The following is a 17,508-nucleotide window of genomic DNA, read 5'->3' as shown; positions in this document are numbered from 1 at the left end:
GTGGCTATCCAGATCCGCGACATCCTCAACGCCGTCGTCTCCCATGCCGCCGCGTCCGGCCACTTCGAGCAGGTCAACGGCCACGAACCGGTCAACCCGCCGGGCAACGGGCTGACCGCAGCCGTGTGGACCGGACCGGTCCGGCCGGTCCGCAGCTCGGGCCTGGCCACGACCACCGGCGGCCTGGTGTGCATGGTGCGCCTGTACACCTCCGCCCTCCAGGAGCCGCTGGACGCGATGGACCCGAACCTGATCGACGCGATCGACGGCCTGTTCCGGGCGTACATCGCCGACTTCACTCTCGGGGGCCTGGTGCGGCAGGTCGACATCTTCGGCGCCCACGGACCCGGCCTCACCGGCCAGGACGGCTACCTGGAGACGGCGGACCAGACCTTCCGCGTGTACACGATCACGCTGCCGCTGATCGTGGACGACCTGTGGCCCCAGACCCCCTGAGAGGTGGTGCAGCATGAGCAAGCAGTCCGGCCTCGGGGACGACCTCATGATCTCCGGGTACGCCCTGGGGTGCGATATCGGGAGCATCGGGAACGTCGGCGGCGGCCCCGCGGCGCTGGACATGACCGGGATCTGCAAGTCGGCCCCGGAACGCAAGGGCGGCACCCGGGACGGGCGCTGCCAGTTCGTGGCGTTCTTCAACCCCGCCACGGGCCGCTCCCACGAGCGGCTGTCCGCGCTGCCCCGCTCGGACGTGCTGGTGACCTACCATCGCGGGACTACGCTCGGGGCGCCGGCGGCGGCTCTCGTCGCGAAGCAGATCAGCTACGACCCGACGCGCGGGGACGACGGGTCCCTCACGTTCGCGGTGGAGTCACAGGCCAACGCCTACGGCCTGGAGTGGGGGCGGCAGCTGACCGCCGGGGTGCGCACGGACTCGGCGGCCACCAACGGCAGCAGCGTCGACTTCGGTACCGGCTCCACGGCGTTCGGGGCGCAGCTCTACCTCCACATCGTTGCGTTCACCGGCACGGACGCCACGATCACCGTGCAGGAGTCCAGCGACGACGGCGCCGTCGACACGTGGTCCGGCGTCACGGGCGGCGCCTTCACCCAGATCACCGGCAGCACCCCGGGGTGGGAGCGGATCCAGACCGCGCGGGATCAGACGGTGGAGCGCTACCTGCGGGTCGTCACCACGACGACGGGCGGCTTCTCGGACCTCCAGTTCGCGGTCATTGCCGTCCGAAACGATGTGGAGGTCGTGTTCTGATGCGCCCACTGAACCGGGTCCCGCCGCTCCATGCGGTCGGGGCGTACCAGACGTACAGCATCTCCTCGCCCACGGACCGGACGGTCAGGGCCGCGTGTGAGCAGGCCGGCTGCCTGGCGTGGCGCTACGGGTGGGAATCCGTCATCGACGAGCGGACCGAACTGGGGCGGCAGCAGGCGCACTACATCCGGTACCGGGCCCGGCGCACGTTCGCGGAGCAGCGGCGGGCGGACGGCATGACCGTTTTCCGCTTCGAGTCCGGGCAGCGCTGCTTCCAGGAGCACCGCACCAGGCCGGAGCTGTACGTCGTGCGCGACGGCGATTTCAGGGGGAACCCCACCGGCCGCACCCGCCGCCACCAGAACCCCCGGGACTGGGTGGAGGACTTCGGGGAGCACCAGCTCCGCCTTGTCGACCAGCAGAAGAAGGGATAGGGCCATGGCCAAGGAAACCGGCCTCGGCTGGACGGCCGCCACGATCGATGACGCGTCCGGCACGCCGCGGGAACTCCGCAACGACTTCACGAACATGCAGTTCGCCACCCCCAGGGCGGTGCAGGACGTGACGGGTCTGGACAAGTCGGCGATGGAGCGGCTGCTGCTCCTGGCCGACTTCTCCGTCACCTTCAACGGCGTGTTCAACGACGCCTCCAACATGGGCCACGACGTCTTCAAGACCGTCCCCAGCACCTCAGTGGCCCGCACGACCACGCTGACGATCTCCGGGCAGTCCCTGCCCAACGAGGTGCTGTACACCGACTACCCGCTCTCCCGCGGGGACGACGGATCCCTGACCTACGCGGTGCCCGGCGTCCTCGCCGACGGCACCGTCCCGACCTGGACCACGGCGTAGGAGGCGCGCGGCATGGGATACAAGCGGAAGCGGAAGACGATCAACATCGCCTTCGAGGAAGGCCACCCCTTCGCCGGACTGGAGGTGCGGCTGCGGGGGCTGAGCCTGGGCGAGTACCTTGACCTCATCGGCATGGGCGAGGTCGACCGCTCGGCGGTCAGCGACGGCCTGAAGATGATGTCCGCCGCTCTCCTGTCCTGGAACCTGGAGGACGAGGAGACCGGGGAGGCGGTCCCCGCGACCGCCGAGGCCGTCTACGCCGAGGATCAGGAGATGATGCTCGCCGTCATGAACGCCTGGATCGACGCCCTGCGCGGGGGTGTGCGCCAGGGCAGCCCTTTGCCGGAGAGCTCGCCCGCTGGCGAGCCATCCCCGGCGGTGTCGATTCCGATGGAGCCCCTGTCGGGAAGCCTCGCGAGCTGAAGCGGGCCGAGCTGGTTCTCGGGCTGTGCGAGAGGTTCGGGTGCCTGCCCAGCGCGCTGCTGGAAGAGGACGCCGGGCTGTTGGGGCTGCTGGAGATCGAGCGGGCCGGCACGCCCGACGACGCCGATCTCGGACAGGTGGGCGATGTGGACGATGCAGACGGGTGGTGAGCCGTGTCCGCCGATTCCGTCAACATCGTCGTCCGCGCCTCGGACGACACCCGGGCGGGGCTGGCGCAGGTCAACCGGTCCATCGCCAACCTGCGGCAGCAGGCCCGGACGGCGGCCCCGGCGCTCACCGCCCTGGGAGCCCGCGCGACCGCCGCCGCGGCGGCCCTGAAGCTGCTGCGGGAGGAAGCGCAGGGCGCGTCGCGAGAACTGCGTACCCTCCGGGGCCGGGCCGCGGCGGCTGCCGCGGCGATCAACGACGTGCGGACCAACAGCAGGTCTGCGTCCACGAGCCTGCGGACCCTGTCGACCCGGGCTGACGGCGCAAACGCCCGCATCGGCGACCTCGGCGCCGGCACCCGCCGCCTCAAAGGCGACATGGACGACCTCGACGGGGCCGTCACCAAGGTCGCCGCCGGCCTGACCGGGCTCCGCGGCAAGGTCGGCACGGTCACCATCGCCAACCGCAACGCCACTCAGGGCATGCGCCGTCTTCGGGCGGCGGCGCTGCTGCTGTCCCCGGCGCTGCTCCCGATCGCCGCTGCGGCTGCTCCGATCGCCGCCGGGCTCGGCGCGGCCACAGTCGCGCTGACGGCCTTCGGCGTGGCTGCGGGGCGCCAGGTCAAGCACATGGCGGACGCCGTCTCCGCGGAGACGGCCTACCTGGACGCCGTCGAGGAGCACGGACGTACCACCACGGAGGCCGCCCAGGCCGAACTGGCGTGGCACCGCGAGCTGGAGCAGATGCCGCCCGCAGCTCGGGCGGCGGCGGCCGAGCTGCGGATCCTGCGGAACGACTACACCCGCTGGTCGGACAGTCTCGCCCGCGACACCACGCGCCCGCTGATCCACGGCATGCAGACCCTGCGCGCCCTGTTCGAGCCGATGACGCCGCTGATCCAGGGCTCCAGCCGCGAGCTGGACCGGTGGATGGCGCTGGCCCGGGGCGGCATTGACACGCCCGGGTTCGACAGCTTCATGTCCCGGTTCGCGGAGTTCTCCGAGGAGACACTGTCCCGGGCGCGGATCGGGCTGATCGAGTTCACGCAGGCCGCTGAGGCGGGTGATGTCGGGCAGGACTTCCGCGAGTTCATGGACTACGCCCGCCAGAACAGCCCGCTGGTGGCGGACACCCTCGGCAATCTGACGCAGGTCATCACGAACCTGCTGATCGGCGCCTCGGACACGGGCGTGAGCATCCTGGGGCTGGTCAACGCGCTGGCGCAGCTCGCGTCGGCGCTCCCGCCTGACCTGATCGGGGCGTTGCTGTCGACCTATGCCGCGCTGCGGCTGGTGCGGCTGGGTATCGCCGGGGTGACGGCCGTGGCCACCTCCGGCGCCATCGCCAGGCTCAGCGCGTTCGTGGCGGCTGCCCGGATGAACGGCGTCGGCGCCGCGCTCGGCGGCGTCGCGGCAGGCATGTCCCGCGTGCAGAAGGCGATGGTGGCGCTCGGCGGCCTCGCCTTGGTCGCGGTGGGCATCAGCCAGATCGCGAAGGCGGCACGCGGTGCGCCGCCGGACGTGGACCGCCTCACCACCTCCCTGATGCGGCTGTCCGACACCGGGGAGTTCACCGGCGAGCTGCGGCAGACGTTCGGCGACATCGACGGGCTGATCGAGAAGATCGACCAGCTCAACGAGCGCGCCGAGGCCCGGCACGGGGGCGCCGAGGGCATCTTCGGCTTCCGCATCCCCCTCCTCGATGACCTGTCCGACGCCATCGAGGGCGCCGTGGACGACATGGCCCACGGCTCCACCAGCCTGAACGCGCTCCAGGACGACTTCGAAGGGCTCGACCAGGCCCTCGCCGGCATGGCCAGCAGCGGCCACGCGGACGCCGCGGCCGAAGGGTTCGCCCGCATCCGCGAGGCCGCCATCGAGGGCGGCCACAGCATCAGCGAGATCAACGACCTGTTCCCCGAGTACCGGGCCACTTTGGAGGCGGTCCGGGCCGAGCAGGACCTGATCGCGCGCGGGATGGGGCTGTTCGGGGAGCAGGCCCTGCGCGTCGGGGAGCGGCTGCAGGAGCAGCGCCTCTCGGCGGACGGGCTGCGCCAGTCGATCGTGGCGCTGAACGAGGTTCAGCGCGCGGGCTTGGGCGGAATGATCGCCTTCGAGCAGGCCATCGACGACGCCGGCGCGGCCGCCGAGGAGAACGCCGGGCGGCTGCGCATGGTCGACGGCGAACTCGACCTCAACTCCGAGGCGGCCCGCGAAGCGGCCACCGCGCTCCAGGATCTGGCGTCCCGCACGGACGATGCCGCCGCGGCGGCACGGGACAACGGCGAGTCCTGGGCGCACGTCAGCGAGATCTACGGGCGGGGCCGCGAGGCGCTGATTGCCAGCGCGGAGCAGATGGGCCTCACCGGCGCGCAGGCCCGCGCGCTGGCCGAGGACATCCTCAACATCCCCGACCGCGAGGTGATGCTGCGCGGCGACATCTCGGACCTGGAGGACCGGCTGCGGGAGGCGCGGGACCGGCTGCGCAGAGTCCCGGACAGCCGCAAAGCGCGGGTGCGGGCCGACATCTCGAATCTGGAGGACCGGCTGCGGGAGGCGCGCCGGGAGCTGAACAGCCTGCGGGATCGCACGGTCACCGTGTACCACCGCAGCATCTACTCGGAGGAACGCACCTACTGGACGGACCGCAGCGGCGGCCGGAACCAAACCGCCAGGGCGCACGGCGGCGTGGTCGGCACCGCGGCGGCAGGCGGCCCCCGCTCCCGGATGACGCTGGTGGGCGAGCACGGACCCGAGCTGGTGGATCTGCCTGCCGGGTCGCGGGTGCGGTCGAACCCCGACTCGCGGCGAATCTCGGCGATGGGCGGCGGCCCCGCGGGGCCGGTGGTCCTGGAACTGCGATCGAGCGGGTCGCGGGTGGACGACATGCTGCTGTGGATCCTGCGGGACGCGATCAAGGTCCGCGGCGGCGACGTACAGATAGTGCTGGGCCAAGACGGCTGGGGGTGACAGGGTGCCGTTTCCTCCGGACCGGCTCGACCACCGCGTGGAGATCGCCGCAGGCGACACCTGGGAGGACATCACCGACCCGTGGGTGTTCGGCCGCGACGGCGGCGGCGTGGTCATCTCGGGCGGACAGAGCGACCAGGCGCAGCGCCCGGCACCGGGACGCTGCGACTTCGAGGTGAACAACCAGGGCGGACGCTTCTCGCCCCGTAACCCGCTCTCGCCCTACTACGGGCTCATCGGTCGCAACACCCCCGCCCGGGTGGCCCTGCGGGGCCCCGGGCGTCACATGGCGGTGCCCGACACGGCAGGCGCGCGGGCCTACGTCCCATCCTCCGCAGCGCTGAACGTCACAGCGGACCTGGACGTGCGGGTGGATGTGGCGCTGGACCGGCTGCCCGCGCAGTGGCCGGCGACAGCGACACTCTCCACCCCGTGGTCTCCGGCCGAGCAGCCGCTGATAGGCCGCTACCTCACCTCCCCGGGCACGCCCATGTGGGCGCTGCTGCTGGGGACGGACGGCACGCTGACGCTGCGCTGGTACCTGGGGTCGTCGCTGTCAACGGACGAGGCGTCGACGGAAGCGGTGCCGTATGTGTCGGGCGGCAGGTTCGCCGCCCGCGCCACGCTGGACGTGGACAACGGCACCGGCGAGCATGTCGTGACGTTCTACACCGCCCCGTCGCTGGCCGGGCCGTGGGCCCAACTCGGCGAACCCGTCACCGTGGCGGGGAGCACCGCCATCGACCAGACGGGGAGCGCGGACCTGCGCGTCGGGGACGTCGACGGCATCCGCCCGCCCGGCGCGGGCCGCTGGTACGCCGCAGAAGTACGGGACGGCATAGGCGGCACAGTGCTGGCGGACCCGGACTTCACCGTCCCCGCCGTCGGCGCCGGCTCGTTCGCCGACGATGCGGGCCGCACCTGGACCCTCGAAGGCGGCGCCGCGGTCACCGACTGGTACACCCGCTTCACCGGCGAGATTCCCGCGTGGCCCTCACGCTGGGACACCAGCGGGCAGGACGTGTGGATCCCTGTGCGGGCGGCCGGGATCCTGCGCCGCTACCAGCAGCGCACAAAACCCTTGCAGTCAGCGCTGCTGCGCGCCGTCACCGCCCACGCGGCGACCCTCGCCTACTGGCCCCTGGAGGACGGCGCCGACGCCACGCAGGCCGCGTCCGCGCTCGCGGGCGGCCCTGCCGCGGCGATCTCCGGCCTGGAGATGGGCGCCGTGTCGTCGCTGCCGTCCTCGGCCGACCTGCCGCAGATCGGCACCTCAGGCGCGACGCTGCGGGCCACGCTGCCGGCGCTCCCGGACCCGTCCATCGGCTGGCGGGCCGAGACGGCGTACCTCCTCGACGAGGCGCCCGCCATACTGCGCGGCTGGTGGCGGGTGGCGACCTCCGGCGGCGGCATCGCCCGCATCACCGGCTACATCGGCGGCGGCGAGGCCAGGATCCGTCTCCACGACGGCGCGGGCACCATCGTCGCCGAGGCGACGACCACGGACACCGACGCGCTGGCCGCCGCCGTGGGCCGCTGGTGCCGGGTGCGGATCACCGCCGCGCCCTCGGGCGGCACGTGGACGTACACGGTGCGGTGGACGCCCATCGGGGAGTCGCAGACCTGGTCGGTGTCCGTCAACGTCGCCGGCTTCACGCGGCCGGTGCGGGTGGACTGCGTCTGGAACGCCGAGATGGCCGGGATGGCGCTGGGTCACGTCACCCTGGTCAACGACCCGGCGACAAGCGTGTACGGCCCCAACACGGGCGGCCCGGACACCGCGTTCGCCGGGGAGCGGGCCACCACCCGGCTGCAACGTCTCGCCGAGGAGGAGGGCGTCCCGATGTCCGTCGCGGGCATCGCGTCGGCGTCGGCTGCGATGGGCCCGCAGCGGCCGGCGCGGCTGATGGACCTGATCTGGGAGTGTGTCGAGGCGGACGGCGGTCTGCTGAGCGAGCGGCGAACGACGCTGGGGCTCCAGTACCGGGCCCGGCACCTGCTGTACAACCAGCCGGCCCGGATGGTGCTGGACTACGCGCAGCAGCAACTCGCGCCCGGTCTCCAGACCGAGGACGACGACGATCACCTGGCGAATGACGTCACGGTCTCCCGCGTGGACGGCTCCAGCGCGCGGGCCGTGCTCGGAAGCGGCGCGCTGTCCGTGCTGGCGCCCCCGCTGGGGGTGGGCCTGTACGACCACGCGGCGACGGTGAATGTCGCGTCGGACACCGCTCTTGCGGGCATTGCCGGCTGGCTGCTGCATCTGGGGACGTGGGATGAGCCGCGGTATCCGCTGGTGCGGGTGGACTTCGGCAATGAGCGGGCGGCGGCGCTCATCCCGGAGTTCCTGGAGTTGCAGTCGGGTGACCGGATTGAGGTGACGAATCCGCCGGTGTGGCTGCCGCCGGGGGTGATCTCTGTGCGTCTGCTGGGATTCAGGGAAGATTCGGCGCAGTACCGGCTGGAGGCGGCGTTCAACTGCGCCGCCGCGGGTCCGTGGACTGTCGCCACTGTCGCGGCGACGGATCCGGCGGACGATGCGGCTCCGGTGCGGGTGGCGACGGACGGCTGCGAACTGTACGTCGGGATCGACGAGACGGAAACCGCCCTGGTGTTGCAGACCGGATCGGGAACGCCTTGGGCGACGTCGCTCGGCCCCACCGGCGGCACCGGGGAGGCCGATGATTTCCCCATCCGGATGGCGGTGGGCGGGGAGACCATCGAGGTGTCCGCGCTGGAGTCCCTGGCCTGGGACGACTTCAGCCGCTCGGTGTCGAATTCCTGGGGTACCAGCCCCACTGGGCAGGCGTGGTTCGAATCGGGTGGCGCCGCGTCGGACCGGTCGGTGAACGGCTCGGAGGGTCTGATCACGCTCGCGAGTTCGCCTACCACAATCAGGTTCCAGTTGGTGCCGTTCACGCTCGCGGACACCGAGGTCCTCGCGACCCTCACCCCAAGTCAGCTGGCGGCCGGCGCCAGTTTCATCCCGGCCGTCATCCTCCGCGTCACTGGCAGCACCTTCTACCAGTGCCGTATCCGCCTTGCGACTTCCGGCGCCATCTCCATGGACGTCACCCGGGTGACCACCGTCATCGGTTCGGCCGGTGCGACGCCGTACACCTACACCGCCGGCACCGCGCTGGGGGTGAGGGTGCGGGTGGACGGCCACCGGGTGCGGGGCCGGGTGTGGCCGACGACGCTGCCGGAGCCCGGCGGCTGGTGGGTTGACCAGACGGTGGTGACGAGCCCTATCGACACCGGCCTGGTGGGGGTGGCGGCGGCGGCTCTGTCCGGCAACACGAATGTGTCGCCGCAGTTCGGGTTCGACGATTTCGAGATCACGAATCCGCAGTTCTGTGCGGTCACCCGCAGCATCAACGGCATCGTCAAGGAACACGCCGCCGGGGCGCCTGTCGAGCTGGCCGATCCGGCGGTTCCCGGCCTGTAAAAGAGGCCAGAGAGAGGGGTTTCCGTGTCATCTCCGCCTCCTGGGCTGCTGCCTGGGCACCGGCTTACGGCCGACCGCCTCAATGAGCAGTTCCTCATTGGGCGGCTGGTGTTTTTCGCGGCCCGTGACGCCGCGCAGTCGATGACCTCGTCCAGTGTGGGCGCGTCGTCGAATGCGCTGTCGTGGGACAACGTCTCAGTGGATGTGCTGGGCGGCTGGGCGATTGGGAATCCGACGCGGTTCACGCCGACGATTGCGGGCTGGTATCAACTGGCCGGCGCCGCGTCGTTCAATGCGTCGACGGGTGGCACGGTGCGTGGGGTGTCGTGGCTGGTGAACGGGTCGCTGCCGGTGGCGGCGACGGCGCGGGACCATGCGACGACGGCGATCGCGAATACCAGTCTCACGGCAATGGCCCGCACGCTTCCGGTGCAGCTGAATGGGTCGACGGATTATGTGGAGTTGGCGCCTTTTCAGGACAGTGGCTCCGCGTTGGATACGGCTACGGGGTCTACGCGGCCTTATGTGGCTGTCTTTTTCGCCGGCCCCGCCTGACCCCGCCCATCCCGCCCCGGACCTGTCTGGCCCGGGGCTGATTCATGTCTGGAGGTCACATGGCCGACCCGCTGAGCGCCGACCAGCTCGTCGCCGCGCTGCGCGCGGAGGGCCTGCGCGTCGTGGAGTACAAGTCCTGGCGCACCAACAACCGCAACCACATCGGGCCGTGGGGCCCGGTGCACGGCGTGATGATCCACCACACCGTCACCTCCGGCACCGACGCGTCCGTGCGGCTGTGCTACGACGGCCACTCCAGCCTCCCCGGCCCGCTGTGCCACGGCGTCATCGCGAAGGACGGGACGGTCCACCTGGTCGGCAACGGCCGGGCCAACCACGCCGGCTCGGGGGACGGCGACGTCCTGGCCGCCGTCATCGAGGAGGACGACCTCCCGGCGGACAACGAGACCGACACCGACGGCAACACCCACTTCTACGGCTTCGAGTGCGTCAACCTCGGCGACGGCCGCGACCCGTGGCCGCCCGAGCAGGTGGAGGCGATCGTGCGGGCCTCGGCCGCGCTGTGCCGCGCGCACGGCTGGGGCGGGGGATCGGTGATCGGCCACCTGGAGTGGCAGCCCGGCAAGGTCGACCCCCGCCCCGCGCCGGGCGGCGGGGACGTGCGGATGCCCAGCATCCGGGGCGCCGTCGCGGCCCGACTCGACACGACCACGCCCGGACGGGCCCCCGAGGAGGACGACATGCCGCGACCGCGTTACCTCGCGCTGGGGATGACCCGGCCGCTCGAAATCCGCGACAGCGGGGTGTGGGTCTCCCTGCCGTTCGACACCGAGTGGGCGGACGAGGCGGCCCAGCACTTCGCCGGCGGGCAGTCCTTCGCCGCGGACGGCGCCCAGTACGTCGGCGTGCTCAACCTCCGCCTGTCGGGCCTCGCTCCGGGCGAGGAGGTGCAGGTCCGCGTCGTGGAGGACGGCCCCGACGGACAGGTGCGGTACCAGATCGCCGAGGGGATCGGGTCGGACGGAGGCTCCTACCCGCCGATCCCGGTGTGCGGGAAGGTCGGCGCGGGCCGCCGCGCGAAAATCATGATCGCCCAGCACAACGGCGGGCGCGGGCCCGTGACCATCGAGCGGGCCGAGCTGAAGGCGCAGGTGTGGCCGTGACGGCCCGGACTGTTGCGGTGGACTTCGACGGCGTCCTCCACTCCTACGAACGCGGCTGGCACGACGGGACGATCTACGGCGACTGGGTGCCGGGGGCCGCCCCGGCACTGCGCGCGCTGATGGAGCGGTACGCCGTCGCCATCCACACGACCCGGGACGCCGGGCAGGTCGCGGCGTGGCTGGCCGAGCGCGGATTCCCGGTCCGCACGGACGACTCGGAGCGCACGTTCTGGGATGAGCGGGGCGTGCTGCTGATCACGAACCGGAAGGTCGCCGCCGTGGCGTACATCGACGACCGCGCGGTGCGGTTCGAGACCTGGCCGGACGCGCTGCGCGCGGTGGGCGTCGAGCCGGCGCAACTCACGAACGGAGAGAACTGATCATGGTGGATGTGGATCTGACCGCGGCCTACTGGCTGGGCCTGGCGATCAGCGTGGGCCTGCCGGTCCTCGTCGGGCTGGTGACGACGCGCGTGACGCACGCCGGGGTGAAGGCGGTGCTGCTGCTGGGGCTGACCGCGGCGAACGGGTTCCTGGTGGAGCTGGCCGCGGCGGGCGACGACTACGACGTGCAGACCGCGGTCGTGGCCTGGCTCGTCAGCTTCGGGATGGGCGTGCTGGCGCACTTCGGGCTGTGGAAGCCGACCGGCGTGGCCACCGCCGCGCAGGACGTAGGTACCCGCCGCGCCCCGAGAGGCGCCTGACCCACCCTGCACGCGGCACGGAGGACGTATGGACGCCGCCATGGTCACGGCGATAGGCGCACTGCTGGCCTCGCCCGTGGCCGCGCTGGCGGCGGTCTACGGATCCCGGGCCGCAGGCAGGGCCCAGCGGGAGGGCGGAGTCATCGGCGGATACGACAGCCTGACGAACCAGCTCCAGGAGGAGCGCACCGAGCTGCGGACCGAACTGGCGGCAGTGCGCGCTGAGCTTGCGGCGGAGCGGGCGGAGAGCACGCGGCTGCGGCTGCTGGTGCAGCAGCTCGGGGGGACGCCGTGACCCGCACGCAGCACTGGGCGTACCGGCGCCGCGGCGTCCTGTGGCTGGCCGCGGCGTTGCTGTTCCTGGGCGGCGGCGTCGCGGTGGCGCTGCTGAGGATTGAGGACGAGGCGCACCGCGCCGACGAGCTGGCCGCGGAGGCTGATCTGCGCGGGGATGCGGTGGAGACGCTCGCGGGTGACGTGCGGCTGCTGCGGGCGCAGTTGGAGGCGGTGGGGCAGACGCCGGCGGCTCCAGCGCCGGAGGAGGCGGTGGAGGATCTGCCGGACCGGGCGGAGGTGCCGGTGCCGGTGCCCGGCCCGCCCGGTCCGCCGGGCCGGGCTGGCGAGGACGGCCGCGACGGGGCTGACGGGACCGATGGGCGGGATGGCGCCAACGGGGCTGACTCCACGGTGCCGGGGCCGAGCGGTCCGCCGGGCCAGCCTGGGGCGGACTCTACCGTCCCGGGACCTGCCGGGCCGCCAGGGCCGCCAGGGGCGGATTCCACCGTGCCGGGGCCGGCGGGGCCGAGGGGGGAGCGCGGGGAGCCGGGCCCGCCGCCGTCCGGCTGGTCGTTCGAGTTCGGCGGCCGGGAGTTCCGCTGCTCCCCGGTGGAGCCGGGCTCGACGGAGTACGCGTGCGAGGCGGAGGAGCCGGAGCCGCCGGTGGGCGTCCTCGGCGCCGCCGCGCTCGACCCCGCGCGGCGGGAGTGGTGAACGTGACGGAGCCCCCGTCGCCTTGGCCTTCGGGCCGGGCGGCGGGGGCGCTTTCGTGTGAAGTGACGCGCACCACGTCCGCCACGGCGGGTAGTTGCGCTGCGGACGGGCTGACACCGGGCGAACTGGGCCGGAGTATCCGGCCCGCGCTCCTCACAGAGTGCGACGCGATGCCCTGAGCTGTCCCTCAATGGGGTGTTGATCTTCTACGGGGGGTCACGGCCGCGGGGTATGCTGCTGCCTACGGTCCGTCAGATGTTCGGGCCAACAGAGAGGCCCCCGGCGACTATCCCTCGCCGGGGGCCCAAGTCCAAGAGGAGCCTGACATGAACCTCATGGGTGTACCTAACAGTAACCCATCCCCGCCTTCCTATGACACCCGGGGGGAGAGTCCCTTCGAGCGCATCCGCCGGGTGGACGCCTACGGCCGCGAGCACTGGAACGGCCGCGAGATGCAGCCGCTCATGGAGTACTCGCAGTGGCGCGACTACGCCGCCGTGATCCGGAAGGCGCGAGCCTCCCTGGCGCTGGTCGAGGGCGAATCCGCTGCCCAGAAGCATTTTGCGGAGACGCGCAACTTGGTCCGGATCGGCTCCGGGGCGCGGCGCGAGGCGCAGGACTTCCGCCTGACCCGGTTCGGCGCCTACCTGACCGCGATGGCCGGCGACGACACGAAGTCCGCCGTCGCCCATGCCCGCGTGTACTTCGCGGTGCGGACGCGGGAGGCGGAGCTCGGCGCGCTGGAGGCGGAGGAGGTGCGGCAGACGGCCCTGGCCCGCTCGCGGGAGATGGTCGACTACCGCGTCTTCCGCGACATGATGGCGGAGAACGCCCCGGACTACTCCCCGTCCAGCCCGGCGACCCGGATGTTCTTCGCCATGGTGCAGAACGAGCTGTACCGGCACCTGACGGGGATGGACGCCCAGGAGATCCGCAGCGCCCGCGAGATCAACACCTGGCCGGGGCGGCTGGAAGGGAAGCTGCCGCGGACGGCTGACCGGAAGGTCGCGAAGAACTATCTGACGGCGGCCGAGTTGGCGAAGCTGGACCGCCTGGTGGCGCGGCTGTGTCTGCGTGCGATGGACATCGCGGACGACGACGTGCACCTGTCGTTGGCGAAGTGGGACGGCTTGGTCCGGACTGAGCTGATGATGTCGCGGCGCGCTCTGGCCGCCTGAGCGACCCACCCCGCCCCCGTGCCCGCCGAGTTGGCGGGCGCGGGGGCTTCTTCCTGCCCCGCTGTCACACCCGCGTGCGATGCTGCCCGAGTGACCGATGTGCCCGTGATCGTGGGCGGCTTGGGCCGGGTGCGGCTGGAGCTGGTGGTGGAGGCCGTAGCGGTGCTGGTGGACCCGGCGCTGCCCGGCACGCCGTGGACAGCGCAGGCGATCGCGGAGGCCCTGCCGGACCTCGTGGAGATGGCCGCCGGGGGTTCGCTCGCGGTGCCGGCGACGACTCTGCGGTGGCTGGGCGCGATCTGGGCGGGCGAGGAACTCCCCGAGGAGTAGACCCCTACCCCCCGGCCAGCCGCGGGTCCGCCTGGTGGGTGTGGGGAATGTCGTCCCCGTACAGGTAGGTCGCGACGTCGCGGGCGATGATGTGCGCGGTCATCGCGGGCCCAGCGACCGTGACGTGGACCGCCGCCTGGCGGCGGTTGGCGAAGCCGAACATCTGCTCCTTCGCGCTCTCGGCGATGCGCACCGCCAGCGCGATAGCGCCGTCGTCGTCCATGACCACCTTGCGCGCCGCCGCGCACTCCGGGCAGGACACCTCCTCCTCGCTCCGGGCGTGCGGCATGTGCCGCGGGATCTCCGGCTCCGGCAGGTGCGCAACGCTGAAGTACAGCCCGTCCTCAGCCGGAGGGGCGCCGGCGGGGACGGTGCGGATGATGACCTGGGTTGGCATGCGGCCATGGTGGCAGGCCCACACAAGCCTGGAGGCGCGTTCACCCGATCGGGCGACCGCGATTCGCTGCACGCCCGGCGCTCCGGCCCGTACTTGGGCGTATCCTCCCCCTCACCCCCCTCGGGGCCACCCTCGGGGTCCCCGCCCCCAACCCCTCCCCGGGGCGGGGACCCCACCCCGGCTACGGCACCCGGGCCCGGCACGCCGCGCACGACTCGATCCGGCCCGCGTGCTCCGCCACCACCGCCCGCACGTCCGCGACGCGCAGGTCCGGCGTCCCCGGCATCCAGCAGCCCGCCCGGTGCAGCACCCCCCGCCACGGCGCCCCCGGAGGCGTCCGCCGCCACTGCACCCACCAACGCGGGTTGGCTGCGTCCTCTGCGGCCTCCAGCTTCGCGTAGACCTCGGCCAGTTGCGCGACGAGGTAGCGCTCGATCACGCGGAGCGCGGGCAGACCGGACGGCAGCGGCTCGGTCACGGCGCTCGCCCCGCGCGGCGCTCAGCGGCCCCCAGCGCCAGATGCCACGGATACTCGACGGGGCGACCCTGGCCAGGGGGGTTCGGCACGAACCCACCCACACCGAAGAGGACTTCCACCCCGGCGCCGCGCAGCACTTCGAGGGAGCGGCCGAACTGCGGGTGCGTCGCATAGGCCGAGTTCACGCACGGCATCACGACCAGCGGCCAGCCCTTCCCGATCGCCTCGCACGCGTAGGCGGACACCCAGGACAGGGTCAGCCCGAGGGCGATGGAGTTCACGGTGTGCAGGGTCGCCGGGGCGAGGATGGTCACGTCCGCCGGGGGCCATCCGTCGCTCACCCCGGGACGCCGGGGCTGGACACGGACCGGGCGCCCGGTCAGCTCCTCCAGCTGGGGCAGTTGGTTCTCCAGCCACGTCGCGGCCGTGGGCGTCAGCCCCACGCACACATCCCACCCGCGCGCCTGCGCATCCCGGACCACGCCGTCGACGTAGAGGACGGGCGGCGCGGCGGAGCCGAGTAGGTACAGCACGGGCGGCGTCATGCCGGTCATCCCACCACAAGCGACCGCCCCCGGACGAGATACCCGGGGGCGGAACGCTGTGCTCGCGTGACTACACGCGGGTACCGTTCCAAGTGGCTGCAAGGAACGAGGAGACCAGTATGCCCAACCCAGACGACGACCGCACAGGTGCCCGCATCGCGGCGCACCGCAAACGCGCCGGCCTCACCCAGCAGGGCCTGGCCCAGCGCATCCCCTACAGCTACTCCCTGCTGCACCAGGTGGAGGCCGGGCACAAGAAGGCATCGCCTCAGCTCGTCGCCGCAGTCGCGAGGACGCTGGGCATCCCCGTAACCGCCCTGACAGGACACCCTGTGCATCATCTGCGCCCCGACCATGTCGCCGCGCTTGTCCAGCCCATCCGCGAGGCGCTCGACCTGTACGACCTGCCCACGGACTGCTTCATGCCCGCGAGCACCACGCCCGACCTGGCGGCCGCAGCCGACGCGCTGTGCCGCGACGTCCGCGCGGCCCGGCTCCAGCAGGCCGCGGCGGCGCTGCCCAGCCTCCTCACCGAGTTGACGGTGATCTGCCGGGAGCGGCCGACGACCGAATCATGGCGGGCGCTGGCATCAGCGTGCAGGTCGGCGCACGACGTCGCGGTGAAGCTGGGGTACCCCGACCTCGCGTCGCTCGCCCTGGAGCGCATGGGCTGGGCCGCCGAAGGCGCGGGCGACGCGGTGCTGGCCGCGATCCGCCAGTACCGGCGGGCGCTGGCCTACCGCAACCGCGGGGCGCGGCACGCCATCGCGCTCAGCATGGTGGCGGAGGGGCACCGCCTGCTCGGGCAGGCCGAGCCGGGGCTGGAACGGGACGCCGTGACCGGACAGCTGCATCTGGGGGCGGCGGTGATCGCGGCCCGCGCCAACGACGCGGCGCGGGTGGAGGACCATCTCGGGCAGGCGCGGGAGATCGCCCGCCAGACGGGGGAGGCCGGCAGGGTGCACTGGCTGTCGTTCGGCCCAGCGAACGTCGGCGTGCACACCGTGTTCGCGCGGCTGGAGCTGCGGCAGTTCGACGCCGCCTACGCCGCCGCGAAAGCCGTCCGGCCGCCGCGCGGCTGGGCCACGTCGCGCCGCGCCGCGCACCTGGTCGACACGGCGCGGGCCGAGATGGAGACCGGCCGCACCGACGCGGCCATCGCCTCGCTGGGGGCGGCCCGGCGGCTCGCGCCGCAGCAGACCCGGTTCCACCCCCGCGCCCGGGAGACGGTGCGGGGCCTGCTGCACTTGCGGCGGCAGTCTCCTGACGCCTTGTCGCGGATGGCGGCCTGGATCGGCGCCTGAACCGGAGATGTGTCACCGAGGAGTGACAGTTAGTGGCCCCCGGCGGGGTCAGTGTGGTCGTGCCCGATCTCGCTGACGACGCCGGGGGTGCCCCTTGCGGACCACCAATTCACTGCCGGAGTGGCTGCCGACCGCCGAGCAGGGCGTGCAGATGCTCCCCGCGCACCGCTGGTGGGACGCCGTGCGCCTGCCTGGCTTCGTGGGGCAGCGCGTCGTCGCCGCCCTGCGGCGGGAGCGCGGCCCGGTGCCGGTCATCGAGGACCAGATGGCGGACACGTACACCTGGCTGGTGCCCATCGGCACGGCGGACGGCTGGGACGCGATCGGTGCGCACGTCCTCAACTACGGCGTCATCCCCGTGCCACCCCAGCGGTTCAGCACCGGGGCCTGGACGGCTGGCGCGGCCATCCGCTGGCTCGTGGCACCCGGCGGGCCGCGCCTGGCCGACCCGCGGGCGCTGCGGGCCGCGATCCTCGCCGCGTACCAGGAGGCCGGCCGTGCCTGACCACCACGTCACCGCGCTCAAGAGCAGACAGGCCCCGGGCGCCGAGGGTGCCCCGGCCGAGGCGGCGCAGCGCGGCGGGCCCCGGTGGCGCTACGACCAGCTCACCGCGGGACAGGCCGCCGGACTCGCCTGCTGCCGCTGCGGGGAGCCCATACCCGCCCGCTGGGACGCCTCCCGCCCCGCCGGGGCCACGATCCACCCGCAGTACGGGTACGAGTACCGGCTGGTCGCCTGCAACCCGACGTGCCACCTGCCGAAGCGCACACCGGCGGGCCACTGGCCCGGGACGCTTCCCCGGTCCGGCCACGCCG

At 72.6% G+C, this 17,508-nt stretch carries 21 protein-coding genes; 18 read left to right on the top strand and 3 right to left on the bottom strand.

The annotated features are described in order from the left end of the window. The 15 genes from D7231_RS31810 to D7231_RS31740 all read left to right on the top strand — a co-directional run bounded on the left by D7231_RS31810 (nt 1) and on the right by D7231_RS31740 (nt 13,968). The gene (locus D7231_RS31810; RefSeq protein WP_120759299.1) at nt 1-456 is read left to right on the top strand and encodes a hypothetical protein; all 456 of its coding nucleotides are present in this window, start codon (nt 1-3) and stop codon (nt 454-456) included. A 13-nt stretch (nt 457-469) separates the two neighbouring features. Then, nucleotides 470-1,228, top strand: a complete 759-nt coding sequence (locus D7231_RS31805) for a hypothetical protein (RefSeq protein ID WP_120759297.1) — start codon at nt 470-472, stop codon at nt 1,226-1,228. Continuing rightward, nucleotides 1,228-1,662, top strand: coding sequence for a hypothetical protein (locus D7231_RS31800; RefSeq protein ID WP_120759295.1), 435 nt, complete (start codon nt 1,228-1,230; stop codon nt 1,660-1,662). Before D7231_RS31805 ends, D7231_RS31800 begins: the two co-directional genes overlap by 1 nt. Nucleotides 1,663-1,666: 4 nt before the next feature. Further along, nucleotides 1,667-2,080, top strand: coding sequence for a hypothetical protein (locus D7231_RS31795; RefSeq protein WP_242000031.1), 414 nt, complete (start codon nt 1,667-1,669; stop codon nt 2,078-2,080). A 12-nt stretch (nt 2,081-2,092) separates the two neighbouring features. Then, the gene (locus tag D7231_RS31790) at nt 2,093-2,503 is read left to right on the top strand and encodes a hypothetical protein (RefSeq protein ID WP_120759293.1); all 411 of its coding nucleotides are present in this window, start codon (nt 2,093-2,095) and stop codon (nt 2,501-2,503) included. A gap of 173 nt (nt 2,504-2,676) precedes the next feature. Beyond that, nucleotides 2,677-5,640 carry a hypothetical protein gene (locus D7231_RS31785; protein ID WP_120759291.1) on the top strand — a complete coding sequence of 988 codons (2,964 nt, stop codon included), beginning with the start codon at nt 2,677-2,679 and terminating at the stop codon, nt 5,638-5,640. A gap of 4 nt (nt 5,641-5,644) precedes the next feature. Then, nucleotides 5,645-9,088: a hypothetical protein gene (locus tag D7231_RS31780; RefSeq protein WP_147449831.1), complete on the top strand. Its 3,444-nt coding sequence runs from the start codon at nt 5,645-5,647 to the stop codon at nt 9,086-9,088. A 24-nt stretch (nt 9,089-9,112) separates the two neighbouring features. Continuing rightward, complete coding sequence (locus D7231_RS31775) at nt 9,113-9,643, top strand: hypothetical protein (protein ID WP_147449830.1); 531 nt, start codon at nt 9,113-9,115, stop codon at nt 9,641-9,643. 59 nt (nt 9,644-9,702) lie between these two features. Beyond that, complete coding sequence (locus D7231_RS31770; RefSeq protein ID WP_120759285.1) at nt 9,703-10,767, top strand: peptidoglycan recognition protein family protein; 1,065 nt, start codon at nt 9,703-9,705, stop codon at nt 10,765-10,767. Next, the gene (locus D7231_RS31765) at nt 10,764-11,147 is read left to right on the top strand and encodes an HAD domain-containing protein (protein ID WP_147449829.1); all 384 of its coding nucleotides are present in this window, start codon (nt 10,764-10,766) and stop codon (nt 11,145-11,147) included. Before D7231_RS31770 ends, D7231_RS31765 begins: the two co-directional genes overlap by 4 nt. Before the next feature lie 2 nt (nt 11,148-11,149). Next, nucleotides 11,150-11,470: a hypothetical protein gene (locus tag D7231_RS31760; protein WP_120759281.1), complete on the top strand. Its 321-nt coding sequence runs from the start codon at nt 11,150-11,152 to the stop codon at nt 11,468-11,470. A 28-nt stretch (nt 11,471-11,498) separates the two neighbouring features. Then, nucleotides 11,499-11,765 carry a hypothetical protein gene (locus tag D7231_RS31755; RefSeq protein ID WP_120759279.1) on the top strand — a complete coding sequence of 89 codons (267 nt, stop codon included), beginning with the start codon at nt 11,499-11,501 and terminating at the stop codon, nt 11,763-11,765. Beyond that, a complete protein-coding gene (locus D7231_RS31750; protein WP_120759276.1) occupies nt 11,762-12,460 on the top strand; it encodes a collagen-like protein in 699 nt (232 codons plus the stop codon). The genes D7231_RS31755 and D7231_RS31750 overlap by 4 nt, the downstream gene beginning before the upstream one ends. 413 nt (nt 12,461-12,873) lie before the next feature. Further along, nucleotides 12,874-13,638, top strand: a complete 765-nt coding sequence (rhuM, locus tag D7231_RS31745) for a RhuM family protein (protein WP_120759273.1) — start codon at nt 12,874-12,876, stop codon at nt 13,636-13,638. Nucleotides 13,639-13,728: 90 nt separating this feature from the next. After that, on the top strand, nt 13,729-13,968 hold the full coding sequence (locus tag D7231_RS31740) for a hypothetical protein (protein WP_147449828.1): 240 nt from the start codon (nt 13,729-13,731) through the stop codon (nt 13,966-13,968). Nucleotides 13,969-13,972: 4 nt separating this feature from the next. Here the strand turns inward: D7231_RS31740 and D7231_RS31735 are convergent, their stop codons facing one another. The 3 genes from D7231_RS31735 to D7231_RS31725 form a co-directional block, all read right to left on the bottom strand. Beyond that, a complete protein-coding gene (locus D7231_RS31735) occupies nt 13,973-14,365 on the bottom strand; it encodes a hypothetical protein (RefSeq protein ID WP_147449827.1) in 393 nt (130 codons plus the stop codon). A gap of 181 nt (nt 14,366-14,546) precedes the next feature. Then, nucleotides 14,547-14,843, bottom strand: coding sequence for a hypothetical protein (locus D7231_RS31730; protein ID WP_120759266.1), 297 nt, complete (start codon nt 14,841-14,843; stop codon nt 14,547-14,549). Beyond that, nucleotides 14,840-15,388 carry a flavoprotein gene (locus D7231_RS31725; RefSeq protein WP_120759436.1) on the bottom strand — a complete coding sequence of 183 codons (549 nt, stop codon included), beginning with the start codon at nt 15,386-15,388 and terminating at the stop codon, nt 14,840-14,842. Before D7231_RS31725 ends, D7231_RS31730 begins: the two co-directional genes overlap by 4 nt. Before the next feature lie 119 nt (nt 15,389-15,507). On the opposite strand from D7231_RS31725, the gene D7231_RS31720 reads away from it, so the two are divergent. From D7231_RS31720 to D7231_RS31710, 3 genes are all read left to right on the top strand, one after another. Next, entirely contained in the window at nt 15,508-16,692 is a 1,185-nt protein-coding gene (locus tag D7231_RS31720) for a helix-turn-helix domain-containing protein (protein WP_120759263.1), read from the top strand. A 94-nt stretch (nt 16,693-16,786) separates the two neighbouring features. Beyond that, on the top strand, nt 16,787-17,197 hold the full coding sequence (locus tag D7231_RS31715) for a hypothetical protein (protein ID WP_120759262.1): 411 nt from the start codon (nt 16,787-16,789) through the stop codon (nt 17,195-17,197). Further along, nucleotides 17,190-17,508: hypothetical protein (locus D7231_RS31710; protein ID WP_147449826.1), on the top strand; the 319-nt coding region annotated here is incomplete at its 3' end. The genes D7231_RS31715 and D7231_RS31710, both read left to right, overlap by 8 nt.

Origin of the sequence: Streptomyces klenkii, assembly GCF_003626645.1 — a bacterium.
In the GTDB taxonomy this organism is placed as follows: domain Bacteria; phylum Actinomycetota; class Actinomycetes; order Streptomycetales; family Streptomycetaceae; genus Streptomyces; species Streptomyces klenkii.
This window is presented reverse-complemented; position numbering and strand designations above follow the sequence as displayed.